General features: G+C 70.4%; 20 protein-coding genes. 4 read left to right on the forward strand and 16 right to left on the reverse strand.

Annotated elements, in window-relative coordinates; genetic code table 11:
* Positions 1-3: 3 nt before the first annotated feature.
* From ACWC0C_RS25100 to ACWC0C_RS25165, 14 genes are all read right to left on the reverse strand, one after another.
* The gene (locus ACWC0C_RS25100; protein WP_450866010.1) at positions 4-777 is read right to left on the reverse strand and encodes a DsbA family protein; all 774 of its coding nucleotides are present in this window, start codon (positions 775-777) and stop codon (positions 4-6) included.
* An 89-nt stretch (positions 778-866) separates the two neighbouring features.
* Positions 867-2,555, reverse strand: a complete 1,689-nt coding sequence (gene pgi / locus ACWC0C_RS25105; protein ID WP_450866012.1) for a glucose-6-phosphate isomerase — start codon at positions 2,553-2,555, stop codon at positions 867-869.
* A 52-nt stretch (positions 2,556-2,607) separates the two neighbouring features.
* Positions 2,608-3,879: an MFS transporter gene (locus tag ACWC0C_RS25110; RefSeq protein ID WP_450866013.1), complete on the reverse strand. Its 1,272-nt coding sequence runs from the start codon at positions 3,877-3,879 to the stop codon at positions 2,608-2,610.
* A gap of 142 nt (positions 3,880-4,021) precedes the next feature.
* On the reverse strand, positions 4,022-4,357 hold the full coding sequence (locus tag ACWC0C_RS25115) for an RNA polymerase-binding protein RbpA (RefSeq protein ID WP_003976875.1): 336 nt from the start codon (positions 4,355-4,357) through the stop codon (positions 4,022-4,024).
* 216 nt (positions 4,358-4,573) lie between these two features.
* Positions 4,574-4,810: a preprotein translocase subunit SecG gene (gene secG, locus ACWC0C_RS25120; RefSeq protein WP_078963746.1), complete on the reverse strand. Its 237-nt coding sequence runs from the start codon at positions 4,808-4,810 to the stop codon at positions 4,574-4,576.
* 108 nt (positions 4,811-4,918) lie between these two features.
* On the reverse strand, positions 4,919-5,695 hold the full coding sequence (gene tpiA, locus ACWC0C_RS25125; protein ID WP_449195905.1) for a triose-phosphate isomerase: 777 nt from the start codon (positions 5,693-5,695) through the stop codon (positions 4,919-4,921).
* A gap of 5 nt (positions 5,696-5,700) precedes the next feature.
* Positions 5,701-6,912 carry a phosphoglycerate kinase gene (locus tag ACWC0C_RS25130; protein WP_449195906.1) on the reverse strand — a complete coding sequence of 404 codons (1,212 nt, stop codon included), beginning with the start codon at positions 6,910-6,912 and terminating at the stop codon, positions 5,701-5,703.
* A gap of 134 nt (positions 6,913-7,046) precedes the next feature.
* The gene (gap, locus tag ACWC0C_RS25135; RefSeq protein WP_358639930.1) at positions 7,047-8,054 is read right to left on the reverse strand and encodes a type I glyceraldehyde-3-phosphate dehydrogenase; all 1,008 of its coding nucleotides are present in this window, start codon (positions 8,052-8,054) and stop codon (positions 7,047-7,049) included.
* Positions 8,055-8,397: 343 nt separating this feature from the next.
* A complete protein-coding gene (locus ACWC0C_RS25140; protein WP_450866016.1) occupies positions 8,398-11,352 on the reverse strand; it encodes a M14 family zinc carboxypeptidase in 2,955 nt (984 codons plus the stop codon).
* A gap of 172 nt (positions 11,353-11,524) precedes the next feature.
* The gene (gene whiA / locus ACWC0C_RS25145) at positions 11,525-12,514 is read right to left on the reverse strand and encodes a DNA-binding protein WhiA (RefSeq protein WP_069781519.1); all 990 of its coding nucleotides are present in this window, start codon (positions 12,512-12,514) and stop codon (positions 11,525-11,527) included.
* Entirely contained in the window at positions 12,505-13,599 is a 1,095-nt protein-coding gene (locus tag ACWC0C_RS25150; RefSeq protein ID WP_449195908.1) for a gluconeogenesis factor YvcK family protein, read from the reverse strand. The genes whiA and ACWC0C_RS25150 overlap by 10 nt, the downstream gene beginning before the upstream one ends.
* Complete coding sequence (rapZ, locus tag ACWC0C_RS25155; RefSeq protein WP_450866018.1) at positions 13,596-14,633, reverse strand: RNase adapter RapZ; 1,038 nt, start codon at positions 14,631-14,633, stop codon at positions 13,596-13,598. Before rapZ ends, ACWC0C_RS25150 begins: the two co-directional genes overlap by 4 nt.
* Positions 14,630-16,726, reverse strand: a complete 2,097-nt coding sequence (gene uvrC / locus ACWC0C_RS25160) for an excinuclease ABC subunit UvrC (protein WP_450866020.1) — start codon at positions 16,724-16,726, stop codon at positions 14,630-14,632. Before uvrC ends, rapZ begins: the two co-directional genes overlap by 4 nt.
* A 68-nt stretch (positions 16,727-16,794) precedes the next feature.
* Positions 16,795-17,169 carry a hypothetical protein gene (locus ACWC0C_RS25165; RefSeq protein ID WP_450866022.1) on the reverse strand — a complete coding sequence of 125 codons (375 nt, stop codon included), beginning with the start codon at positions 17,167-17,169 and terminating at the stop codon, positions 16,795-16,797.
* Between the two features lie 281 nt (positions 17,170-17,450).
* On the opposite strand from ACWC0C_RS25165, the gene ACWC0C_RS25170 reads away from it, so the two are divergent.
* Positions 17,451-18,398 carry a hypothetical protein gene (locus ACWC0C_RS25170; protein ID WP_450866024.1) on the forward strand — a complete coding sequence of 316 codons (948 nt, stop codon included), beginning with the start codon at positions 17,451-17,453 and terminating at the stop codon, positions 18,396-18,398.
* 567 nt (positions 18,399-18,965) lie between these two features.
* On the opposite strand, the gene ACWC0C_RS25175 is transcribed toward ACWC0C_RS25170, so the two are convergent.
* Complete coding sequence (locus ACWC0C_RS25175; RefSeq protein ID WP_450866025.1) at positions 18,966-19,394, reverse strand: Rieske (2Fe-2S) protein; 429 nt, start codon at positions 19,392-19,394, stop codon at positions 18,966-18,968.
* 266 nt (positions 19,395-19,660) lie between these two features.
* On the opposite strand from ACWC0C_RS25175, the gene ACWC0C_RS25180 reads away from it, so the two are divergent.
* Together ACWC0C_RS25180 and ACWC0C_RS25185 are read left to right on the forward strand one after the other, a co-directional pair.
* Complete coding sequence (locus tag ACWC0C_RS25180) at positions 19,661-20,791, forward strand: LacI family DNA-binding transcriptional regulator (RefSeq protein WP_450866027.1); 1,131 nt, start codon at positions 19,661-19,663, stop codon at positions 20,789-20,791.
* Entirely contained in the window at positions 20,788-21,699 is a 912-nt protein-coding gene (locus tag ACWC0C_RS25185) for a carbohydrate kinase family protein (protein ID WP_449195915.1), read from the forward strand. The genes ACWC0C_RS25180 and ACWC0C_RS25185 overlap by 4 nt, the downstream gene beginning before the upstream one ends.
* 160 nt (positions 21,700-21,859) lie before the next feature.
* Here ACWC0C_RS25185 and uvrA read toward each other — a convergent pair whose 3' ends face one another.
* A complete protein-coding gene (uvrA, locus tag ACWC0C_RS25190) occupies positions 21,860-24,886 on the reverse strand; it encodes an excinuclease ABC subunit UvrA (RefSeq protein ID WP_450866029.1) in 3,027 nt (1,008 codons plus the stop codon).
* Positions 24,887-25,110: 224 nt separating this feature from the next.
* Between uvrA and ACWC0C_RS25195 the strand changes: the two genes are divergently transcribed.
* The gene (locus ACWC0C_RS25195; RefSeq protein ID WP_449195917.1) at positions 25,111-25,797 is read left to right on the forward strand and encodes a maleylpyruvate isomerase family mycothiol-dependent enzyme; all 687 of its coding nucleotides are present in this window, start codon (positions 25,111-25,113) and stop codon (positions 25,795-25,797) included.
* The last annotated feature ends 126 nt before the right edge of the window (positions 25,798-25,923 follow it).

A 25,923-nucleotide genomic window follows, 5' to 3' on the forward strand; every position in this document is an offset into this window, starting at 1 on the left:
GGGTCAGGGAGACGTGTCCTGCCACTGCTGGGGGTTGGCGCGGATCTTCGAGAGCAGCCCGGCGAAGACGTCACCGTCGAACAGCACGCCGTTGTACTCGGCCGGGACACGCACGTCGTTGATCTCGGCGGTGGGCGTGCCGGGGCCCTTCGGGTCCTTCGCTCCGCCCGCGTCCTCGTAGGCCTGCTCGGACCGGGTCACGAACGAGCGGTACTTCATGGTCTTCACGGCCGAGTCGAAGTCCGGTCCGCGCAGCCCGGGGACCCGGGCGGCCAGCTCGAGGAGGCGGCGGTCGGTGAACCCGTCGACGCTCTCGGCGGGCTGGTGGGCGTAGAGCACGTCGTGGTACTCGGCGAACTTGCCCTTGGCCAGTGCGGCCCGCAGGGCGTTGACCGCCTTCCTGGACCCCGAGCCGCCGAGCCGGCCGTCCAGGAAGGAGGCCAGGGTGTACTGGGTCCTGGCCTCGCGCCGGATGACCGCCCCGCGCAGTCGCGAGGCACCGCCGGTGGTCTCGAACTCCTTGCACACCGGGCACCGCGGGTCCTCGTACAGGTGCACGGTCACCGGGGCGGCCGGGTCCCCGACCGTGATGGTCGTCCCGTCGTTCCCCAGCCACTCCGGCGCCTGGGACAGCCCGGAGTAGGCCGGCGCGGCCTTCGCCGTGGCGGACGAACGGCCATTCTTCGCCTCCGCCGACGGGTCTCTGCTGCCGCAGCCCACCGCCGACGCCCCCACCACGGCCACCGCGACCGCCGCGGCGAACCCTCTGTGCACCATGCGCCTTCCTCCCCTGAAGTCAGCCGAACCTTAAGGGATGCGCAAAGCGAACGCACGGCGAGGGGCGCCGCGGCGGACCTGGCACGGGATCAGCTCCGGCCGCGCAGCTGCCGGTACTTGGCGACCAGCACCTCGGTCGAGGCGTCCAGTCCGGGCACTTCCGCGCCCTCGGTCAGGGCGGGTTCCACGCGCTTGGCGAGGACCTTGCCCAGTTCGACGCCCCACTGGTCGAAGGAGTCGATGTTCCAGACCGCGCCCTGCACGAACACCTTGTGTTCGTAGAGGGCGATCAGCTGGCCCAGGACCGACGGGGTGAGCTCCTTGGCGAGGATGGTCGTCGTCGGCCGGTTGCCCTGGAAGGTCTTGTGCGGGACCAGCTCCTCGGGGACGCCCTCCGCGCGAACCTCGTCGGAGGTCTTGCCGAAGGCCAGGGCCTGGGTCTGGGCGAAGAAGTTGGCCATCAACAGGTCGTGCTGCGCCTTGAGTTCACCGCTCAGCTCGGCCACCGGCTCGGCGAAGCCGATGAAGTCCGCCGGGATGAGCTTGGTGCCCTGATGGATCAACTGGTAGTAGGCGTGCTGCCCGTTGGTGCCCGGTGTGCCCCAGACGACCGGCCCGGTCTGCCACTCGGCCTGCCTGCCGTCCCGCGCCACGTACTTGCCGTTGGACTCCATGTCCAGCTGCTGGAGGTAGGCGGTGAACTTCGACAGGTAATGGCTGTACGGCAGCACCGCGTGCGACTGGGCGTCGTGGAAGTTGCCGTACCAGATACCCAACAGCCCCAGGAGCAAAGGCGCGTTGGCCTCGGCGGGCGCGGTGCGGAAGTGCTCGTCGACCAGCCGGAAGCCGTCGAGCATCTCCCGGAAACGCTCCGGGCCGATAGCGATCATCAGGGACAGGCCGATCGCCGAGTCGTACGAGTACCGGCCGCCGACCCAGTCCCAGAACTCGAACATGTTGTCCGGGTCGATGCCGAACTCGGTGACCTTCTCCGCGTTCGTGGACAGCGCCACGAAGTGCTTGGCGACCGCCGACTCTCCCCCACTCTCGGCTTCGCTCGAGCGGGAGGTGCCCCCATCGAGCGCGTCCAGCAGCCAGGTGCGCGCGGAGGTGGCGTTGGTGATCGTCTCGATGGTGGTGAAGGTCTTGGAGGCGATGATGAACAGCGTCTCCGCCGGGTCCAGGTCCCGGGTGGCCTCGTGCAGGTCGGCGCCGTCCACGTTGGAGACGAAGCGGACCGTCAGCTCGCGGTCGGTGAAGCTGCGCAGCACCTCGTACGCCATCGCGGGGCCCAGGTCGGAGCCGCCGATGCCGACGTTGACCACATTCTTGATGCGCTTGCCGGTGTGGCCGGTCCAGGCGCCGGAGCGGACGCGGTCGGCGAAGTCGCTCATCTTGTCGAGCACGGCGTGCACCTTCGGGACGACGTTCTCGCCGTCGACCTCGATCACCGCGTCCCGCGCGGCGCGCAGCGCGGTGTGCAGCACGGCACGGTTCTCGGTGACGTTGATCTTCTCGCCGCGGAACATGGCGTCCCTGAGCCCGAACACGTCCGTGGCGGCGGCCAGCTCGCGCAGCAGCCGCAGCGTCTCGTCGGTGACCAGGTGCTTCGAGTAGTCGAGGTACAGATCACCGACCTGGAGCGTGTACCCCTCACCGCGCCCGGGATCGGTGGCGAACAGCTCCCTGAGATGGGTGTCGGCCAGCTCCTCCCGGTGCTTGGCGAGTGCGGTCCATTCGGGCCTCTGGTTGAGCCTGGTCCGGCCGTCTGCGTTCATTTCCGACTTCCGCCTTCTTTCGTGCCTGTCCCAGCTGTTCCAACCTAATTGATCACCGTGCGGCGCGAGCCGTCGTGGCATCGTCGTCCGGCGCAACAACAGGTACGTCCGGCTTGCGGGCCGGTATCAGCGCGGTGACGGCGAGGGCGAAGAGGACGGCGGCGAACAGGGCCGGCCCGTTCAGCCCGTACGTCCGGGCCGCCACCCCGCCGAGGAGTGCGCCGAGCGGTGCGCCGGACGTCGAGGACGTGCGGAACGCGGAGGCGATACGGCCCATCATCGCCTCGGGGCTGCGCTGCTGCATCAGAGTGACCTGGTTGACGTTCCAGACCATGTTCATGGCGCCGAGCAGCAGCATTCCGGTGACGAGCGCGGCCAGGTGCCGGACGGATCCGATGAGCAGCAGCGACGAGGTCTGGACGCTGCCTGCGACCAGCAGGGCCCGCACCCGGCCGGTGCGGCGTGCGATGCGCTGCGCGACGAAGCCGCCCGTGATGCTGCCGGCCGAGAATGCCGTCATCGCGGCCGCGTATCCGGCGTTGCCCGCGCCGAGCCAGCGTGTCGCGTGCAGTGCCAGGGTGGCGATCAGCGCGCCCATGCCGATGTTGCACAGCAGCGTGGCCACACAGGTCGCGCGCAGTGCCCCATCGCCCCACAGGGCGCGCAGGCCCGCGCCTATCTCCGCCCGAAGGGTGCTGCCCGCGGGGCGGGCCGCCGTACGCTCCGCAGGACGTATCCGCAGGGACGCCACCAGGGCGGCGGCCACCAGAAAGGTGCCCGCGTCGGCTGCGAACGGCATGAACGCGCCCGCCGTCAGCAGCAGGGGCACGAGCGGAGCGGCGAGCAGACCGCCGGCGATCTGCTGTCCGGTCATCAGCCGGGCGTTGGCGCCGCCCAGGGCCTCGCGGTCCACGAGCGAGGGCAGCAGGGCCGTGGAGGCGTTGTCGAAGAGCGTCTGGAGCGTGGTCAACGTGAAGGCGAGAGCGAGCAGCAGCGGGATCGAGGCCTGCCCCAGTCCCACGACGAAGGCGAACGCGGCCACCAGCAGCCCGCGGAGCGTGTCCACGGCCCACATCGCCCGCCGTTGGTCGACCCGGTCGGCCAAGGCCCCGCCGAGGAGCCCGAACAGCAGCCAGGGCATATAACCGCAGGCCGTCACCGACGCGATGACCAGCGGTTCGTCGCTGAGCCGCACGGCGAGCAGGGGCAGCGCGGAGGTCCGTAACGCGTCCCCGAACCGGGAGACCACGGCGGCCGTCCACAGCCGCCCGAATCCCCCGCGCCACGCGGGCGCGCTGACACGCCCTCCGTCGACCGCGGCCACGGCTCCCCCCTCGGCATCCACCGATGGACACGACGTCCACCGATGGATCCAACGTAAAGGGCGCCACTGACAATCGGCCGGCCGCGGGCGGGCGGATACGGCTCCGGCCAGGCGCCTTCGGGCGCCCGGCCGGTGTCAAGTCCTAGATCTCGCCCCGCAGTTTGGCGAGCGCCTCGGCGAGGATGGCCTCGCCGTCCGCGTCGCTGCGCCGCTCCCGCACATACGCCAGGTGCGTCTTGTACGGCTCCGTGCGCGGCGGGTCCGGTGGGTTGTCCCGGTCCTGGCCGGCCGGGAAGCCGCAGCGGGGGCAGTCCCAGGTCTCGGGAACCTGCGCGTCGCTGGCGAAGCTGGGCTGCGTCTCGTGCCCGTTGGAGCACCAGAAGGAGATGCGCAGACGCGGCGCGGACTCGCCACGCTCGGCCTCGCCCATCGGCCCCGCCCCGACCCGGCTTCCTCGGATCGCGTTGCCACTTGCCACGGTCGTAACTCCCTGCGTGATGGTGCCGCGAAGCGAGTCGGCGTTTCGCTTCGCTGCGAGCGCCTCAGTCTACGTAAGGCCCAACGCGCGTCCAGTGATTGGAGTTACAACCCCCACACTTAGACGCAAGCCCCATGATAGGCCGCGCTCAGGAGCGCGTACCGAACATGGGGCCTTACGTACCGAATATGCGTGATGTGTGCGCTGTGCGGCCTGTCAGCTGTTCGACTTCATCAGCATGCCGAGGACGATGATGCACGCGAACCACAGCACACCGATCACGATGGTGATCCGGTCCAGGTTGCGCTCGGCGACCGAGGAGCCGCCGACGGAGGACTGCATGCCGCCACCGAACATGTCGGAGAGGCCGCCGCCCTTCCCCTTGTGCATCAGCACCAGCAGCATCAGCAGCAGGCTGAAGACGATCAGGGCGATCGAGAACCCCAAAACCACGGCTGGACCAACTTCCTCGGATTCGGATGGACGACGGGGGCACAGCACCTCGGCCATGCCCCCGCAAGGGTACGACGTATCGCCGCTACCGCCTACTCACAGCGTGCGTCACTGATCGCGGAAACGCACGATCTTGACGAACTCGTCGGCGTCCAGCGAGGCGCCGCCGACCAGGGCGCCGTCGATGTCGGCCTGGGCCATGATCTCGGCCACGTTCCCCGACTTCACGGAGCCGCCGTACTGGATGCGGACCTTGTCGGCCACGTCCTGCGAGTACAGCTCGGCGATCTTGGCGCGGATGGCGGCGCAGACCTCCTGGGCGTCCTCGGAGCCGCAGACCTTGCCGGTGCCGATGGCCCACACGGGCTCGTAGGCGATCACGACGGTCTCGGCCTGCTCGGCAGGGAGGTCCTTCAGACCGCCCTCGAGCTGGGCGAGGGTGTGGGTGACGTGGTTGCCCGCCTCGCGGACGTCCAGTTCCTCGCCGATGCACAGGATCGGGGTGAGGCCGTGCTTGTAGGCGGCCTTGACCTTGGCGTTGACCAGCTCGTCGGTCTCGTTGTGGTACTGGCGGCGCTCGGAGTGGCCGATGACCACGTACGTGCACTTCAGCTTGGCCAGCATCGGGCCCGAGATCTCGCCGGTGTAGGCACCGGAGTCGTGCTGCGAGATGTCCTGGGCGCCGTACTTGATCTTGAGCTTGTCGCCGTCGACCAGGGTCTGCACGGAGCGCAGGTCGGTGAAGGGCGGCAGGACGGCGACCTCGACGGCGTCGTAGTCCTTGTCGGCCAGGGCGAAGGCGAGCTTCTGGACGTGCGCGATGGCCTCGAGGTGGTTGAGGTTCATCTTCCAGTTGCCCGCCATCAGCGGCGTGCGCGTGCTCATTGAGGTCAGTCCTCCAGTGCGGCGAGGCCGGGGAGCGTCTTGCCCTCGAGGTATTCGAGGGAGGCGCCGCCACCGGTCGAGATGTGGCCGAATGCATTCTCGTCGAAGCCGAGCGTACGCACGGCCGCGGCGGAGTCACCGCCGCCGACGACGGTGAAGCCGTTCGAGTCGACGAGGGCCTGGGCGACCGCCTTGGTGCCCTCGGCGTAGTCGGGGTGCTCGAAGACGCCCATGGGACCGTTCCAGAAGACGGTCGCGGCGTCGGCGAGCTTCGAGGCGTACAGCTCTCGGGTCTTCGGGCCGATGTCCAGGCCCTCCTGGTCGGCGGGGATCTCGTTCGCGTCGACCACGGTGTACTCGGCCGGCGCCTTGGTCTTCAGGTCCGGGAACTCCCGGGAGACCAGGACGTCGACGGGGAGCACCAGTTCCACGCCCTGCTTCTCGGCGCGCTCCATGTACTCCGTGACGGTCGGGATCTGGTCCTCCTGCAGGAGGGAGATGCCGACCTCGTAGCCCTTGGCCTTGAGGAAGGTGTAGGCCATGCCGCCGCCGATGAGCAGGCGGTCGGCCTTGCCGAGCAGCTGGTCGATGACCGCGAGCTTGTCCGAGACCTTGGCGCCGCCGAGCGCGACGACGTAGGGGCGCTTGACGTCCTCGGTGAGCTTCTTGAGGACGCCGACCTCGGTGGCGATGAGGTAGCCGGCGTAGTTCGGCAGCTTGTACGGCAGGTCGTACACGGAGGCGTGCTTGCGGTGCACGGCGCCGAAGCCGTCACCGACGTAGACGTCGGCGAGGGCCGCGAGCCGGTCGGCGAACTCGCCGCGCTCGGTGTCGTCCTTGGAGGTCTCGCCGGGGTTGAAGCGCAGGTTCTCGATGACCGCGACCTGGCCGGACTGGAGGCCACCCACGGCGTCGTGGGCGGCCGGGCCGACGGTGTCCTGGGCGAAGGCGACCGGGGCGCCGAGGAGTTCACCGAGGCGCTCGGCGGCGGGCAGCAGCGAAAAGGCGGGGTCCGGGGCGCCCTTGGGGCGGCCCAGGTGCGAGGCGACGACCACCTTGGCGCCCGCGGCCACCAGGGCCTTGATGGTGGGCAGGACGGCGCGGATACGGCCGTCGTCGGTGATCGTCCCGTCGGCCAGCGGGACGTTGAGGTCGGCGCGGACGAAGACCCGCTTGCCGCTCACGCCGTCGGCGAGAAGTTCGTCGATCGTCTTCATTGAGTGGACTCCAAAGGAGGGCTCGTGGTGCACCTGATCGTAAAAGGACGTGGTCCGGGCGTGAGACAGGGCCCGGACAGCGCGGCGCTGCGCTGCCCGAGCCCTGCTCTCACTTCAAGGTCCCGCTTCGGCGATCAGAGCTGGTTGCCGACGAAGACCGTGAGGTCCACGAGGCGGTTGGAGTAGCCCCACTCGTTGTCGTACCAACCGATGACCTTCACGTTCTTGCCCTCCTGGACCATGGTCAGGGAGGAGTCGAAGGTGCAGGACGCCGGCGCGTTGACGATGTCGGAGGAGACGATCTGGTCCTCGGTGTAGTCGAGGAGGCCCTTCAGCTCGCCCTCGGCGGCCTTCTGGAAGGCGGCGTTGACCTCTTCCTTGGTGACCTCGCGGCCGAGCTCGACGACCAGGTCGGTGACCGAGCCGGTCGGGACCGGGACGCGCATGGCGATGCCGTCCAGCTTGCCCTTGAGCTGCGGCAGGACCAGGGCGGTGGCCTTCGCGGCACCCGTCGTGGTCGGGATGATGTTCTCGGCGGCGGCACGGGCGCGGCGCAGGTCCTTGTGCGGGAAGTCCAGGATGCGCTGGTCGTTCGTGTACGCGTGCACCGTGGTCATCAGACCCTTGACGATCCCGAAGTTCTCGTCCAGGACCTTCGCCATCGGGGCCACACAGTTGGTGGTGCAGGAGGCGTTGGAGATGACGTGGTGGTTCGCCGGGTCGTACTTGTCCTGGTTGACGCCCATCACGATGGTGATGTCCTCGTCCTTGGCCGGGGCCGAGATGAGGACCTTCTTCGCGCCGCCGGCGATGTGCTTCGCGGCGTCTTCCTTCTTGGTGAAGATGCCGGTCGACTCGATGACGATGTCGACGCCCAGCTCGCCCCAGGGGATGTCGGCCGGGTTGCGCTCGGAGAGCACCTTGATGGTGTGCCCGTCCACGGTGATGGTGTCGGCGGTGTGGGAGACCTCCTGCTTGAGGCGACCCAGGATCGTGTCGTACTTGAGCAGGTGGGCCGTGGTGGCGGTGTCACCCAGGTCGTTGACAGCCACAACCTCGATGTCCGCACCCTGCTCCAGCAGCGCGCGGAAGTAGTTACGACCGATGCGGCCGAAGCCGTTGATGCCTACGCGGATCGTCACGAACCGATCTCCTCGTTGGTACGCCGGCCATGCGGTGCCGGCGAGCTCTGTTTGGGATGTCCCCGACCACCCCCGACCCTACCTCTCTGCAGGCCCCTGGGTGACATCGAGATGACCCATACACGGGCAGGCGGTCCGTACCCGCCAGTAGGGGTACGGACCAGCCCGGATCGGCAGTGGATTCACCCGTATTTGCTACGGAATGCCGGGCGGTTTTCGCGCCGTCTTCACTCGTTCGTGAGCGAGTCGGCTCACTTGATCAGGGCCCCTTCCGCGCACCGTTGAGAGGGCTCCCGCTCACCTGTTGGAACAAGGCGAGCGGGATCTGTCAATGTGGCGGCCCTCACCTGCCGAGCGCCGCGAACGCCTTCGTCACCAGGGCTGCCCGATCGGCCGCCGACGAGACCTGTTCCAGACCGAAACCGAGCAGCACGGTGTCGTCCGTGGTGACCGCTCCGTAGGTCTGGAACAGCGCCCCGGAGCGCGCCCAGTCCTTCAGGACGGGCGGGCTGCCCGCCGGCGGTCCGGCCGCGTGCCAGGCACCGAGGGACGTCTCGAATCCCTCGGTCTCCTTCGCGGTGCCGCCGACGACGAGCGAGGCGTCGTCGGCGAGGACGCCGTGTCCGCCGGTGCCCGGGTCGGTGATGTAGCTGATCGAGACCTCGACGGACTTCCCGGCGTAGGCGCTCAGATCGAAGCCGACCTGCTGCCAGCCGCCGGAGCTGCCGGTGAGACTGTTCCAGGAGCCGCTCGTGCCGGTCGCGGTGCAGGAGTTGTCCGCGAGCGTCAGATAGTGCTTCAGCCAGGGGTGTTCGGCGATCAGGAAGCCCTGCCCGCAGTCCGCCGGTACGGTCGCCTTCGTGGCGCCCCCGGCCTCCGGCAGGGTCGTCCAGTCGTCCGCGCCCACGGTGTGCGCCTCGATCACCGCGTGGTCGTAGCCCGGCTCGGTGTCCCACAGCAGCCGGGCGCTCAGGGCCGGCTTGTCGGCGGCGCTGACACCGGTGAGGTCGATGGTGCGGGTGAGGCGCTTGTAGGCGTCGTCGGTGTGCTGGGCGGCGGCCATGTACGACCCCGAGTACGGCCCGTACGGGTTGACGGTTCCCGCGAACCGGCCCGCGCCCGCGCTCTTGAACTGCGGATGCGTGGCCACGGGCAGCTCGTCGGAAGTGACGCCGTAGGTGCCGGCCTTGTCCAGCGGGTCGCCGGGCGCGTCGCCGAGGGCGCCGGTGAAGCCGTCCAGGGCTCCGGAGCCGGTGAAGCCGGTGGCCCCCTTGGTCGATGTACGGCTGTAGGCGCCCAGGTAGTACTGGCTGAAATCGTTCGAGGGGGTGCCGTCGCCCAGGTCGACATTACCGCCGGCCAGCTCACCGGCCTCGATCAGCCTGCCGCCCTCGTTGAGGTAGGCGCGCAGCTGGAGCTGGGTGGCGTTGCCGGGGCCCTTCGCGCCCGAGTAGTGCACGACCGTCCGGAAGTGCTTCAGCACGCCGAGCGCGTCCGGGGCGCCCTGTGTGGCGACGTCCCACACGATCGCCCTGTGCCCGGCCGCGCTGACCGCGTCGACGTACTTCTGCGCCTGCGCGGCGGCCGCGCCCTCCTCGGCGACGACGAGGGTGTCGGCCCGGGGCCGCTCGGCGACGGTGTAGGTGAAGTGCGAGCTGGAGACCTTCGCGCCGCTCTTGGTCTCACCGGTGAACCACACCTCGACCTTGTCGCCCGGCCCGCCGTCGCGCACCTTCGCCCGGTACTCGTCGAAGTAGAGGTGGTCCCCTCCGCCGTAGGTCCGTCCGCCCTTCCAGGGCCTGAGCGCCCGGTCGCGCGCACGGCCGCCGTTGACGCGGTACTTGAGCTGCTTGTCGCGGATCGCCTTGCGGACGACGACGGAGACCTCCTGGTCCGCGCCCCGGGAGTACGACGTGGAGAACGCGGCCGGGGTGAAGTCGGCGGCGCTCAGCCCGACCGAGGAGACCGGCTGGTCCGGGTGTACGGCGGTCTCGGCGACGGAGAGCGCGAACGGGATGTTCTTGACGAACTCCTGCTGGATCAGCTTCTCGTCGTCGGGGAAGTTGAAGACCGACTGGCAGTCCTCGGGCTTCCACGCGTCGTTCGGGTCGATGTTCGACGCGGTCTCGCAGGTCGACATCTCGGGGGTGAACATCGCGACGCCGTTGACGTTCGACGCGTGCCCGTCCGCCTCGCCGTTGGTGGTGTACAGCTCCGAGGAGAGCTGCGAGTGGTAGCCGGGGATGGCCGGGTTGTCCGGGGTGCCGGCGAGCGCCTTGTAGAGGACGTCGTCCGGGGTGGGGGTGGCGACCTGCCAGCCGACGCCGTAGAGGAGCAGTTCGGCCGCGGAGTGGTAGTTGACGGCGTACCTGAACCCCACGCGTTTCTCGAAGCCGTCCAGCGCCTTGGTCTCGGGCTCGGACTCGGGGCTCGCACCGCGGTAGGTCTCGCTGGTGGAGTCGGGGGACGAACCCTCGTCGTCGTAGCCCCACTTGTAGGGGAAGTTGCGGTTGAGGTCGACGCCGTCGCCCGTGCCGATGACGCCGTCGCCGTTGACGTCGCGCAGGTTCTTGCGCCACAGGCGGCTCGTGGAGTTCTTGAACGTGTAGTCGTAGCCGTCGGGGTTCGCGGAGATGACGAACCACAGCTCGGTGGAGTCGACGATCTTCCGGATGCGTTTGTCGGCCTTGTAGTGGTCCAGGTAGTAGTGCATCAGACGCCGGGTCATCTCCGGTGTGATCCACTCGCGCGCGTGCTGGTTGGACAGGTACAGCACCGAGGGCTTGGAGCCGTCCTTCGTCTTCCTGGCCCCCTTGGTCAGTTTGAGGGCGAGGATGTCCTGGCCGTCGACCGTCTTGCCGATGGACTCGACCTTGGTCAGGCCGGGGTTGGCCTGGGCCGTCCTGAGGATCTCCGCCTTGAGCCCGCCGCTGCCGCCGTAGGGGCGGAACACGCCCTGGGAGGCCTTCTCGACGAGCGCCTGCGCCTTGGCCGAGATCCTGTGCTCGGTGAGGTCGACGCCCTGTTTGCGGAGCTTCGCGGCCTGCTGGTCGGTCAGGTAGACCTCGACCTCGGACCTTCCGCTTCCGGTGACCTGCTCGGCGAGTTCGTCACCGTCCTGGCCGGCCCTGAGAAGCAGTGGGATCTGCTGCTTGGTGACCTCGGCACGGAAGACCTTGACCTCGCCCGGGTCGGGCTTCGCCGTGCTTCCGCTCTGTGCCTGGGCCACGGGTGCGAGGCTCGCTCCGCCGATCAGAAGCGCGCCGACAGCGAGGATCGATCTCGCTCTGTGTCTCATGAACCCCCCTAGCGGTGGTCCGCCACAGCGGCGAACAGGTTGCCAGGCTCATGTCAGTAGATGATCGAGTCAAGGGCGCTTCACAGCCACTGGACGAAGGCTCGTCAGGCAGGAGAGGGCTGGTGCCGAAGCCCCAACCGGGCTCCGGCAACGGCCTGTTGATGCGGACTGGTCAGCCGGCCAGGTTGTCCGCCAGCTCCTCGGTGAGGTTGGCCTCCGTGCCCGGGATGCCCAGGTCGGCGGCGCGCTTGTCGGCCATCGCCAGCAGCCGGCGGATACGGCCCGCGACCGCGTCCTTCGTCAGCGGCGGGTCGGCGAGCGCGCCCAGCTCCTCCAGGGAGGCCTGCTTGTGCTCCATGCGCAGCCGGCCGGCGGCGGCGAGGTGCTCGGGAACCTCCTCGCCGAGGATCTCCAGAGCCCGCTGCACACGGGCACCCGCGGCCACGGCGGCCCGGGCCGAACGGCGCAGGTTGGCGTCGTCGAAGTTGGCGAGCCGGTTGGCCGTGGCCCGCACCTCGCGGCGCATCCGGCGCTCCTCCCAGGCCAGCACGGACTCGTGCGCCCCGAGCCGGGTCAGCAGCGCGCCGATCGCGTCGCCGTCGCGGACCACCACCCGGTCCACGCCCCGCACCTCGCGGGCCTTCGCGGCGATCGACAGCCGGCGGGCGGCGCCGACCAGCGCGAGCGCGGCCTCCGGACCGGGGCAGGTCACCTCCAGGGAGGAGGAACGGCCCGGCTCGGTCAGCGAACCGTGCGCCAGGAAGGCCCCGCGCCAGGCCGCCTCCGCGTCACAGGTGGCCCCGGAGACCACCTGCGGGGGAAGTCCCCGGATCGGGCGGCCCCGGCCGTCCACGAGCCCCGTCTGGCGGGCCAGCTGGTCACCGCCCGCGACGACCCGGACGACGTACCGCGAGCCGCGCCGCAGCCCGCCGGGCGCCATCACGATCAGCTCGGAACTGTGGCCGAAGATCTCCAGGATGTCCCGTTTGAGACGACGGGCCGCCATCGCGGTGTCCAGCTCCGCCTCGATCACGATGTGCCCGCTCACCAGGTGAAGGCCGCCGGCGAACCGCAGAATGGCGGAGACCTCCGCCTTCCTGCAGCAGGTCCGGGTGACGGGTAGCCGGGAGATCTCGTCCTTCACCGCTGCCGTCATCGCCATGGGCCGATCCTTCCATGCATCCGAAAAATACGGTCGTACGCGGCGGCCAACAGCTCCGGATCATGCCGGGGTGATCCATCGGTCCGGGCCACCGGCGCCAGCTCGACCGCGGCTCCCAGCCGTTTGGCGGCCTCGGTGAGCGAGTCGCGATCGGGCACGGCGGCCTCGTCGGCCAGCACCACGTCCAGGGCGAGTTTAGGGGCGTGTCGCCCCAAAACCTCCAAATGACGCTGCGGGGAGAAGCCCTCGGTTTCTCCCGGCTGCGGGGCGAGGTTGAGGGACAGCACCTTGCGCGCCTTGGTCTGCGTGAGGGCGTCCAGCAACTCGGGGACGAGCAGGTGCGGAATCACCGAGGAGAACCAGGAGCCGGGGCCGAGCACCACCCAGTCCGCGTCCAGGACCGCCGCCACGGCCTCGGGCACGGCCGGCGGGTCGTGCGGCACCAGGTGCACCGACTGGACCTCGCCCGGCGTCAGGGCGACGTTCGCCTGACCGCGCACCGTGTCCACGTCGTCCGGGTGCTCCGGGTCGTGCCCCTTGACCAGGGCCTGCAGCTCCAGCGGTACGGCGGACATGGGCAGCACGCGTCCGTGCGCGCCGAGCAGCTTGCCGACCAGGTCCAGGGCCTGCACATGGTCGCCGAGCTGCTCCCACAGGGCGACGATCAGCAGATTGCCGACCGCGTGCTCGTGCAGGTCGCCCTGGGACTGGAAGCGGTGCTGGATGACCCGGGCCCAGGTCTGGCCCCACTCGTCGTCCCCGCACAGCGCGGCCAGCGCCTTGCGCAGGTCGCCGGGCGGCAGCACCCCCAGCTCGTCGCGGAGCCGGCCACTGGAGCCGCCGTCGTCGGCCACGGTGACGACGGCGGTGAGGTCGCCGGTGATCCGGCGCAGCGCGGCGAGCGAGGCGGACAGGCCCATGCCGCCGCCGAGGGCCACCACCTTGGGCTGCGCGCCCCGGCGGCGGGGCCGGCCGCCACGTGCCTCGGCGGGGCGGACCGGCCGGGCCTCGGCGGCCGCACGGCCCGAGCGTCCCTCCGGCACCATCCGCCGCAGCCGGCTGAGCCGCCGTGTACGTTCCGTCATTCCCGTCCCATGTCCCGGTGTACGAGCACCGTCTCCACGCCCTCGGCCGCCAGGCGCGCGGCGAGCTTCTCCGACATCGCGACCGAGCGGTGCTTACCACCCGTACAGCCGATGGCGATGGTCACATACCGCTTGCCCTCGCGCCGGTAGCCGGCCGCGATCAGCCGCAGCAGTTCGGCGTACCGGTCGAGGAACTCCTTCGCACCGGGCTGGTTGAAGACGTACGCGGCCACCTCCTCGTTGAGGCCGGTGTACGGGCGCAGCTCCGGGACCCAGTGCGGGTTGGGCAGGAACCGCATGTCCGCGACCAGGTCGGCGTCGACGGGGAGGCCGTACTTGAAGCCGAAGGACATCACGGTGGCCCGCAGCTCCGGCTCCTCCTCGCCGGCGAACTGGGCGTCCATCTTGGCGCGCAGCTCGTGCACGTTCAGGCTGGAGGTGTCGATCACCAGGTCGGCGTCGCCGCGCAGCTCGCGCAGCAGCTCGCGCTCGGCGGCGATGCCGTCGACGATACGGCCGTCGCCCTGGAGGGGGTGCGGGCGGCGCACCGACTCGAAGCGGCGCACCAGGGCCTCGTCGGAGGACTCGAGGAAGACGATGCGCCGGGTGACGCCCCGGGTGTCCAGGTCGGCGAGGGACTCGCGCAGGTTGTCGAAGAAGCGCCGGCCGCGTACGTCCACGACGACCGCGATCCGCGCCACGTTGCCCTGCGAGCGGGCGCCCAGCTCCACCATGGTGGGGATGAGGGCGGGCGGGAGGTTGTCCACGACGAACCAGCCGAGGTCCTCCAGACACTTCGCCGCCGTCGACCGTCCCGCTCCGGACATGCCGGAGATGATCACCAGCTCGGGGATGGCCGCTTCGGGGGCCGAAGCGGGCGTACCGTCCGTGCTCACCTGTGCTCCGTTTTCCTGGGCCGCGGGCTGCTCGTCGACCGCGGGCTGCTCGTCGGTCGCGGGGCGTGGCTGATCCTGCCCGGCTTCCTTGCGGGCCGGATCTCGCTCCGCTGTGCGCTGTGCGTCGTGCTCGGTCATGTCTCCTGCCCCCGTCGTTCGTCCGGGAGGCCCGCGGTTACGGGCTCCCCCGAGGAACCCGCCGTCGTATCGGGTTCCTCGTCATCAATGATCTCTCCTGTCGCCGTGTTCACGGCGGGTGCGGGCGGGGCCGCCTGGGCGAGGGCCGCGGCGATCGTCTCGGCCGTCTTCCGGCCTATCCCGGGCACCTCCTGGATCTGCTCGATTGTGGCGGACCGCAGCCTCTTCACCGAGCCGAAATGCTTGATGAGCGCCTGTTTGCGGGTCTCGCCGAGGCCGGGGACGTCGTCCAGGGGGCCCGCCCGGAAGCGCTTGGCGCGCTTGGTGCGCTGATAGGTGATCGCGAACCGGTGGGCCTCGTCCCGCACGCGCTGGAGCAGATAGAGGCCCTCGCTGGTGCGGGGCAGGACCACGGGGTCGTCCTCGCCGGGCAGCCAGACCTCCTCCAGGCGCTTGGCCAGGCCGCAGACGGCGATGTCGTCGATGCCCAGCTCGTCCAGGGCGCGCCGGGCCGCGGCGACCTGCGGCTGCCCGCCGTCGACGACGACCAGCTGGGGCGGGTACGCGAACTTCCTGGGGCGGCCATCGTCGTCCTTGAGGGAGCTGGTGATCGTGTCCGTGCCGGTCAGCGCGCCGTCGCCGTCGGTGAGCGCATCCGCCGCGCCGTCGCCGTCGGCCCACTCCCCCGTCTTCTCCTTCTCCGCGAGATAGCGCCGGAAACGGCGGGAGATCACCTCGTGCATCGAGCGGACGTCGTCCTGACCTGCGAAACCCTTGATCTGGAAGCGGCGGTACTCGCCCTTGCGCTGCAGGCCGTCCTCGAAGACGACCATGGAGGCGACCACGTCGTCCCCCTGGAGATGCGAGATGTCGTAGCACTCGATGCGCAGCGGGGCGCTGTCCAGGTCGAGGGCCTCGGCGATCTCCTCCAGGGCGCGCGAGCGGGTGGTCAGGTCGGAGGCGCGCTTGGTCTTGTGCAGCGCGAGGGCCTGCTGGGCGTTGCGCTGCACGGTCTCCATGAGCGCCTTCTTGTCGCCGCGCTGGGGGATGCGCAGGGAGACGTTCGCCCCGCGGCGGCCGGTCAGCCATTCCTGGACCGGCTCGACCGGCTCGGGCAGCGCGGGGACCAGGACCTCCTTGGGAACCGCGTCCCCGGTCTCCTCGCCGTAGAGCTGCTGCAGGGCGTGCTCGACGAGGGCGCCGGTGGTGATCTCCTCCACCTTGTCGGTCACCCAGCCGCGCTGGCCGCGCACCCGGCCGCCGCGCACATGGAAGATCTGCACGGCCGCCTCCAGCTCGTCCTCGGCGACGGCGATCAGGTCGGCGTCGGTCGCGTCGGCGAGCACGACGGCGTTCTTCTCCATTGCCTTCTTCAAGGCCTCGATGTCGTCGCGCAGCCGGGCGGCCCGCTCGTATTCCATCTCCTCGGCCGCCTCCATCATCTGCTTCTCCAGACGGCGGAGGTAGGCGCCGGTGCGGCCGGCCATGAAGTCGCAGAACTCCTCGGCCAGGTCCTGGTGGTCCTCGGGGCTGATCCGGCCGACGCAGGGGGCGGAGCACTTGCCGATGTAGCCGAGCAGGCAGGGGCGGCCGGTGCGGGCGGCGTTCTTGAACACACCGGACGAGCAGGTGCGCACGGGGAACACACGCAGCATCAGGTCGACGGTGTCCCGGATGGCCCACGCGTGCCCGTACGGCCCGAAGTACCGGACGCCCTTCTTCTTGTGACCACGCATCACCTGCACGCGCGGGAACTCCTCGTTCATCGTCACCGCGAGGTACGGGTAGCTCTTGTCGTCGCGGTACTTGACGTTGAACCGGGGGTCGTACTCCTTGATCCAGGAGTACTCCAGCTGGAGGGCCTCGACCTCCGTGGACACCACCGTCCACTCCACGGACGCGGCGGTGGTCACCATCGTCCGGGTGCGCGGGTGCAGGTTCGCCAGGTCCTGGAAGTAGTTCGCCAGGCGCTGGCGCAGGCTTTTCGCCTTTCCGACGTAGATCACCCGGCGGTGCTCGTCACGGAACCTGTACACCCCGGGAGAGTCCGGGATCTCACCCGGCCTGGGGCGGTAGCTGGAGGGATCGGCCATGTCTCACACCCTACTGGCGAGCACCGACACCGCGGCGGGCCTGTGGACAACGCCCGCGCCCGTGCCGCTCACCCGTCCGCACGCCAGCCGGCGTCCGCGGGCGGCAAGCCCGTAACGATCACCTCGCGGACGATCCGGAACGCCTCGCCAAGCGGCACGGTGTCCTCGTCGGGATACCTGTCGCACTGCCCATTCGCGCGCCGGAAGCCCCCGCTCACCCCTCGGGACCCGAGGGAGACGGCGTGCGCGCCCGGATCACCGTCCCCGTCGAGAAGCATCACCAGCGCGCGTTCCGTGTTGCTCACCACGGACAGCAGCCGCCCGGCGGAGCTGGTCAGCCAGGTTTCGAGACGGCCCTCGGCGATCCGCCACCCCAGCACGGCGCCCGCCTCCTCGGCCGTCACGGCCATGTGATCGCCCTCGAACGTCCAGGTCTCCGTCACACGCCGATCTTCCCATCGGCCGGCCCATACGGGCGTGACGCTCGTGGCCGGTGGCTCCGGCGCACGGTCGCGGCCCGGCCGGCCTCGGCCGTGGCGGGTTCGAGGTGTTGTCGGGGTCTGGTCAACACGCTTCAATGCGGGGGAACTCGGGGCCGTGCACGCACGCGTACGGGCGTGGCGTGCGCAGCTACGGGCGTCCACAGCGCCCACGGGGTGGCCCCGCACACCAGCGCAGACGGTCTGACCAGCCGTAGCGACACCTCACAGAAAGGCGCCCCGGCATGCGGCATGCCACAGAGCACGCGCACCTACCCACCGCGGAACTGGACACGGCCCTGCGGGGCGGCCCCTTCCATGTGGCGCTGCGCGCCGCGATCGCCGCACGCGGGCTGCCGCTCCAGCGCGTCCAGCACCACCTGTCCCGGTACGGGGTCAAGGTCGGCGTCACCAGCCTGAGTTACTGGCAGCAGGGCGCCCGCCGCCCGCAGCGCCCGGAGTCGCTGCGGGCCGTACGGGCGCTGGAGGAGATCCTTCAGCTGCCGGACGAGTCACTGATCCGGCTGCTCGCCGAGGCCGACGAGCGCACGGCGGCCGGCCGGCCGGCGGGGCGCTCCTACCGTTCCCTGATCGAGGCCTCGGACGTCCTGGACCGGCTCCGGGCCGACCTGGGCTGGTCCCTCGACGGCGGCCTGCACACCCTGGGCCACCACGAATGCGTCCGCATCGGCGCCCGGCGCGAGCTCGCGGGCCGCGAGGCCCACCACATCGTGCGGGCCCACCGCGACGGCGTCGACCGCTTCGTCGCCGTGCACCACGGCGACCCCGGCTGCCGCCCGCACGACGTCAGAGTGCGGGCACTGGAGAACTGCCGCACGGGACGCATCCGCTGGGACCAGCACACCGGCGTACTGGTGGCGGAGCTGCTCTTCGGCACCCGGCTGCGCGTCGGCGACACCTTCCTCTTCCGGTACGGCATCGAAGACGGCACCGCCGGGCCCTCCCGCGAGTACCTCCACCGCTTCGCCCTCCCCGGCGGCCAGTACGCACTCCAGGTCCGCTTCGACGCGGCCGCGCTGCCGACCCGCTGCCACCGCTTCACCCAGCACTCGACAGCGGCCCCACGCAACGGCCGCCACGAACTACCGCTCACCGGCCCACACCACTGCGTCCACGTGGTCGAGCCCCGGATACGTCCGGGCATTGTCGGCATCGCGTGGGACTGGGAGTGAAGTCGCCTTGGGCTTCGGCCTGTTGAGGCGTCCGTTTCGCCGCGCCGGGTGACGGCTGGGGCTCCTGGGACGGAGGAATAGTGGCGGGGCGTCGCGGTGGCGGGGCATCGCGGTGGCGGGTGACGCGGTGGCGGGTGACGCTTTGCGTGGGCGGTTGGGGCTGGCGGCGTTTTGCACGGGCGGTGAGGTGTGGCAGCGCGGGCAGTGGGGGTGCGGCAGCGCGCGCGGTGACGCGGTGCGATGGCGGGGGGGCGGCCGTCGGGCGGCGACAGGGGGCGACGGGTGACGGGGCGCCTGCGCGGCTTGCGGGCGGCGTGGCGGCGGCAACGCCGGGAGACGGCCACGAGACAGTGGTCGGGCGGTGGCGTCACGAGGCAGCGCCAGAGCGACTGCACGGTTGATGGCAAGCGCGCCTGCACGGTTGATGGCAAGCGTGGGGCAGGCCTCTTGGGGAAGCGCGCGAGAGCGGTGGGGCGGCGGCGCATCGGCAGTACTGGGCGGCGCAGCAGCGCTGGGAGGCTCTGCCCAGGAGGCTCGCGCCGCCCGATCTCGGCGCGGGCCGTCCGGTCAGGCGCCCGGGCCGGCGATGATCCTGCCATTCGTGGTCTTCACCGGCAGCTCGGTCAGGGGTTGGGTGGCCGGTGACTGGACCACCTTGCCCGTCACGGCGTCGAACCGGCTGCCGTGGCAGGGGCAGATCAGGGTCGTCCCCTGCAGTTTGTTGATGGGGCACCCCGCGTGCGTGCAGATCGTGCTGTACGCCTTCAGCGCGCCGCTCCCGTCGCGACTGACGACCACGTTGTGGTCCCGGTAGAGCTTGGCGCCGCCCTTGGAGACCTCGCTCTCGGCACCCAGGTCGACCGGCGCGGTCGGTGCCGCCGCGGCCGCGCCGCCCTGGCCCGGCCCCGCGCACGCCGCCAGGCCGAGCCCGGCGACCGGGGCCACGGCGGCACCTCGAAGGACGGTACGGCGGCTCGCCGAGGGGCGGTCGGGCATCTGGAACTCCGCTGCTCAAGGGGTATGCAGGGCGACCATACCCGCGCAGGAGGGTCGGCCCTGGGGGCGGGGGCGGTGACTGCGGGGAGTGGGTGCCGGAGCGTGGCAGAGCGAGGCGCGAGGCGGGCACCCGGGACGGACAGGCGGGCGAGCCGAGGAGGGAGAGGGGGCGTAAACGCTTACGTAAGCGTTTACGCGAGGGCGGTCGATGGGATACCGTCCCGGCCGGAAGGCCTGCGCTCAATCGGTTCAGGGAGGTGAAGGCGATGCCGACCATGGCGGACGTCGCGCGGAGCGCCGGGGTCTCCGTGGCGACCGTCTCCCATGTACTGAACGGCACGCGCCCGGTGCTGCCCCACACCCGCCAGGCCGTGCTGGAGGCCATCGACGCACTCGGCTACACGCCGAACACCCTGGCCCGCTCCCTGGTGACCTCTCGCACCCGCTCCATCGGGCTCGCGGTGTCGGCGATCAGCAATCCGTACTTCACGGAGCTCCTCCAGGGCGTCGAGGCCGCCGCCCTGCAAGCGGGTTACAGCCTGCTCATCGCGGACCCGCACGACGACCCCGGGCACGAACGCAAGGTCGTCCAGCTCCTCCATGAACGCCGGGTGGACGGCATGATCGTCGCCCCCTCCGCGCACCCGCGCGAACTGGTCGGCTACCTCCGCCGTCACGCCGTACCGACCGTGTTCCTCGACCGGCTGATCGACCCGGACGCGACGGACGGTGCCGCGGCCGGCGGTGGAGCCGGTCCGGCTCCTGGAGAAGTCGCGCCCTGGTACGACCAGGTCTGCACCGAGAGTGCCGAGCCGACCGCCCGTCTGGTCACTCATCTCGCCGGGCTGGGCCACCGCCGGATCGGCCTGGTCGCGGGCCTGTCCGGACTCAGCACCACCAGTGAGCGTGTCTCCGGATACCGGGACGGCCTCGCCGCCGCCGGTCTGGCCCACGACGAGCGGCTTCTCGTGTCCGGTAACTCCGAGTCCGCGGGTGCCGAGGAGGCCACGGCCTCCCTGCTCGCCCTCCCCGATCCGCCCACGGCACTCGTCACCGCCAACAACGCGATGACCATCGGGGCCCTGCGCGCCCTGGGCCGGCACGGCCTGTCCGTCCCGGACGACATCGCCCTGTGCTGCTTCGACGACTTCGCCTGGGCCGACCTGTTCTCACCCCGGCTCACCGCCGTCGCCCAGCCCAGCAGGGAGTTGGGCGCGCAGGCCGTCCGCATGCTCCTGGAGCGTCTGGACGAGCCGCGCCGGCCGCGCCGGACGGTGCGGCTGCCGTGCGCGCTCATGCACCGCACGTCCTGCGGGTGCCCGGAGGAACCGGGCGGGCCCGCCGAGCCGGAGCACACCGTGTCATCCACCCTGTCGGAGAAGGGAACCGCCTCATGATCGTCGTCGCCGGTGAGGCACTGATCGACCTGGTACCGCAGGGCACTGGTGCCCTGGCGGACCTGAAGCCGGCGCTCGGCGGCGGCCCCTACAACACCGCGGTGGCCCTCGGCCGGCTCGGCTCCGGTACCGCCTTCTGCTCCCGGACCTCGCACGACGCCTTCGGCGAGGCCCTGCTCGACGGGCTCCGGCAGGCGGGCGTGGACGTGTCGGGCGTGGAGCGCGGGCCGGAGCCGACAACCCTGGCGGTGGCCACGATCGACACGGGTGGCTCGGCCTCGTACTCCTTCTACGTCGAGGGCACCGCCGACCGTCTGTTCAGCGCCCCCGCCGCCCTGCCGCCCGGCACGCGTGCAGTGTCGTTCGGCACCTGCTCGCTCGTCCTGGAGCCGGGGGCGAGCGCCTATGAGGAACTGATGCGCACGGCGGCCGGACAGGGGCTTTTCACCGCGCTCGACCCCAACATCCGGGCGGGGCTGATCCCGGACGCGGACGCCTACCGGGCGCGTTTCAAGAGCTGGCTGCCCTCGGTGACGCTGCTGAAGCTCTCCGCGGAGGATGCCGAGTGGTTGGGCGGGACCCCGCGCGAGTGGCTGGCCGCGGGACCGGCGGCCGTGGTGGTGACGCGGGGCGGGGACGGTCTGACCGCGTTCACCCGGGACGGCGCGGAGTACTGCGTGCCGGGCGAGAAGGTCGCCGTGGTGGACACCATCGGCGCCGGTGACACGGTGAACGCGGCCTTGCTGCACGGACTTTCCGTGCTGGACGCGCTGTCGGAGGAAGCGCTCGCCGCCCTCGGGACGGAGGGCTGGACGCGGCTGCTGCGCTTCGCGGCACGCGCGGCGGCGATCACCTGTTCGCGGGCGGGGGCCGAGCCGCCGTACGCGACGGAAATCGGCGAGCTCTGAGCGGCCCCTCCCTCTGCTCTCTGCTTCTCTCTGCTGCTGTCAAGGTTCGGCCGGAGCCGTGGTGCGGGGCCTGTCGGGCCTCGGATCCGGGGCGTCTGATGGTGGAACGAGCGGCGCCCCGCGAGAAGTTCCCGCGGGGCGCCGTATTTCTGTTGATGTGTCAGGCCTTGCGTGCCCGCGTCGTCTTCTTCGCGGGCGTCGCCTTCTTCGTGGCCGCGGCGGCCTTCTTGGTGGCCGTGTTGTTGGCCTTGGCCGTCACCGTCTTCCTCGCCGCCGACTTCGCCGCGGCCGTCTTCCTGGCCGTGGAGGCGCGCGGCGCCGGCACCGGATCGGCGTCGCTGATGCGGTCGGCGCCGAGGATCTCGCGCAGGAACTTGCCGGTGTGGCTGTCCGGAACCCCGGCGACCTCCTCGGGCGTGCCCTCGGCGACCACGAGGCCACCGCCGGCGCCACCCTCCGGACCCATGTCCACGATCCAGTCGGCGGTCTTGATCACGTCGAGGTTGTGCTCGATGACGATGACCGTGTTGCCCTTGTCGACCAGGCCGCCGAGGACGGTCAGCAGCTTGCTGATGTCCTCGAAGTGCAGACCGGTGGTCGGCTCGTCCAGGACGTAGACCGTGCGCCCGGTGGACCGCTTCTGCAGTTCGCTGGCCAGCTTCACGCGCTGGGCCTCACCACCGGAGAGGGTGGTGGCGGACTGACCGAGACGGACATAGCCGAGGCCGACGTCCTTCAGCGTCCTCAGGTGTCGGGAGATGGCCGGGACGGCCTCGAAGAAGTCGGTGGCCTCCTCGATCGGCATGTTCAGGACATCGGCGATGGACTTGCCCTTGTAGTGGACCTCCAGGGTCTCCCGGTTGTACCGGGCGCCGTGGCAGACCTCGCACGGGACGTAGACGTCCGGGAGGAAGTTCATCTCGATCTTGATCGTGCCGTCACCCGCACAGTTCTCGCAGCGGCCGCCCTTGACGTTGAAGGAGAAGCGGCCCGGCAGGTAGCCGCGGACCTTCGCCTCGGTGGTCTCGGCGAACAGCTTGCGGATGTGGTCGAACACGCCGGTGTACGTCGCCGGGTTGGACCGCGGGGTGCGGCCGATCGGCGACTGGTCGACGTGCACGACCTTGTCGACCAGGTCGTCGCCATCCACGCGCGTGTGCCGTCCGGGGACGTTCCTCGCGCCGTTCAGCTCGCGGGCCAGGTGCGTGTACAGGATGTCGTTGACCAGCGTCGACTTGCCCGACCCGGACACGCCCGTCACGGCCGTGAACACGCCGAGCGGGAAGGACACGTCGATGTCCTGCAGGTTGTTCTCGCGGGCGCCGTGCACGGTGAGATGCCGGGACGGGTCGCGGGGACGGCGGATGTCAGGAACCGGAATCGCCTTGCGGCCCGAGAGGTACGCGCCGGTCTGCGACTCGGTATTGGCGAGCAGCTCCGCCAGGGAGCCGCTGTGCACGACCTTGCCGCCGTGCTCGCCGGCGCCGGGACCGATGTCCACGACCCAGTCGGCGACCTTGATGGTGTCCTCGTCGTGCTCCACGACGATGAGCGTGTTGCCCATGTCGCGCAGCCGGACCAGGGTCTCGATCAGCCGGTGGTTGTCCCGCTGGTGCAGACCGATGGACGGCTCGTCCAGGACGTACAGGACGCCGACCAGGCCGGAGCCGATCTGGGTGGCCAGGCGGATGCGCTGGGCCTCGCCGCCGGAGAGCGTGCCGGCCGCGCGGTTCAGCGAGAGGTAGTCCAGGCCGACGTCGACCAGGAAGCGCAGCCGCTCGTTGACCTCCTTCAGCACCCGCTCGGCGATCTTCTTGTCACGGGCGCTCAGCTTCAGCTGCCCCAGGAAGTCCGCGCAGTCGCTGATCGACATGGCGGAGACCTCGGCGATCGACTTCTCCATGATCGTGACCGCGAGGACGATCGGCTTCAGGCGCGAGCCCTGGCAGGAGGGGCAGGGCACCTCGCGCATGTAGCCCTCGAAGCGCTCGCGGCTGGCGTCGCTCTCGGCCTCGCTGTGCCGGCGCTTCACGAAGGGCACCGCACCCTCGAAGGGCGTGGTGTACACGCGCTCCCGGCCGTACCGGTTGCGGTACCGGACCTCGATCTGGGTCTTGTGGCCGTGGAGCAGGGCCTTCCTGGCGCGCTGCGGCAGGCCCGCGAACGGGATGTCCGTGCGGAAGCCGAGGGCGTCCGCGAGGGCGCCGATCAGGCGGCCGAAGTAGTCCTTGGTGTGTCCGTGCGACCAGGGGTGGATCGCGCCCTCGTCCAGGGACTTTTCCTCGTCCGGGACGATCAGCTCCGGGTCGACCTCCATGCGCGTGCCGATGCCGGTGCAGTCGGGGCAGGCGCCGAAGGGCGAGTTGAAGGAGAAGGAGCGGGGCTCCAGCTCCTCGAAGGACAGGTCGTCGTAGGGGCAGTACAGGTGCTCGGAGTACATGCGCTCGCGCTCGGGGTCGTCCTCGGGGAGGTCGACGAAGTCGAGCACGACCATGCCGCCGGACAGGCCGAGGGCGGTCTCCACGGAGTCGGTGAGCCGGCGCTTGGCGGAGTCCTTCACTGTGAGGCGGTCCACGACCACCTCGATGGTGTGCTTCTCCTGCTTCTTCAGCGTCGGCGGGTCGGAGAGCTGGATGGTCTGCCCGTCCACGCGCGCGCGGGAGTAGCCCTTGGTCTGCAGGTCGGCGAACAGGTCGACGAACTCCCCCTTGCGCTCGCGCACGAGCGGCGACAGCACCTGGAAGCGGCTCCCCTCCGGCAGCTCCAGGACCCTGTCGACGATGGCCTGCGGCGACTGGCGGGAGATCGGGCGGCCGCACTCGGGGCAGTGCGGCTTGCCGATGCGTGCGAAGAGCAGACGCAGGTAGTCGTAGACCTCGGTGATGGTGCCGACCGTCGAGCGCGGGTTGCGCGAGGTCGACTTCTGGTCGATGGAGACCGCCGGGGACAGGCCCTCGATGAAGTCGACGTCCGGCTTGTCCATCTGGCCGAGGAACTGCCGGGCGTACGAGGAGAGCGACTCCACGTAACGGCGCTGGCCCTCCGCGAAGATCGTGTCGAAGGCCAGGGAGGACTTGCCCGACCCGGACAGGCCCGTGAAGACGATGAGCGAGTCACGAGGCAGGTCGAGCGAGACATTCTTCAGGTTGTGCTCGCGCGCGCCACGGACGATGAGACGGTCGGCCACGCCGGTCCGCACCTTTCTTGAGAGAAGTGACAGGGGCGGGGCCCCCGTGCTTCTTCAGACTAGGGGGAGCCACTGACAACGCCGGTCGGATTGCCCGGTTGCATAACAACCTCCGGCCATCCAGCATGCCCGACGCCGCTCTCGACGATATAGCACGTGCTTTCGATTTGCGGGCGAGGTTCACCACCTTCACCCGAAGGTGTGGCGGGGCTAATGTCAGGCCCATGATTGATCACGCTCATGACCTGGCATGTGTACGCGAAGCGACCGAGCGACTCCTCAGCGCGGTCGCCGAACTGGACAACGCGGCGCTCGCCGAGCCGTCACGGCTCCCGGGCTGGACCCGCGGGCACGTCCTCGCCCACCTCGCCCGCAACGCGGACGCGCTCGTGAACGTTCTCGAGGGCCGGCCCATGTACGCGAGCGGCGAGGCACGGGACGCCGACATCGAGCGGGACGCCCCGCGTCCCCTCGACACCCAGCTCGCCGACCTGCGCGAGAGCGCGGCCCGCTTCCAGGCGGCGGGGGACGCGCCGGCGGACTGGTCGCGCACGGTGGAGCTGCGCAACGGGGTCACCGATTCCGCGTCCCGGGTGCCGTTCCGGCGATGGGTCGAGGTGGCGCTGCACCATGTGGATCTGGGCATCGGGTACGAGCTGGAAGACCTTCCTGCGGAGTTCACGGACCGGGAGATCGACTTCCTGGCGCAGCGCTTCGCCGGGCACAAGGACGTACCCTCGACCGGCTTGAGCGCAGGCGACGGCCGTAGCTGGACCACGGGCGGCGGGGCGGAGGGCGCACCGGTCGCGGTCCGGGGCACGGCCGCCGACCTGCTGGGCTGGCTCGCCGGGCGGCGCGACGGCTCCGGCCTGACAGCGAGCGGCCCGCTGCCGAAGCTGCCCGCGTTGTAGGTCGCCGACGGTCCGCGGACCCCTTCCCGCTATAGACACCTCAGGCGCTTAGCGTGTCAAGCGACGGCGGCGAGTTCGTAGGGGAAGGCCGTGTGTTCGTCGAACAGTTTGCGGTGCTTGAGGCAG

The sequence above is a fragment of the Streptomyces sp. NPDC001709 genome (assembly GCF_053596375.1).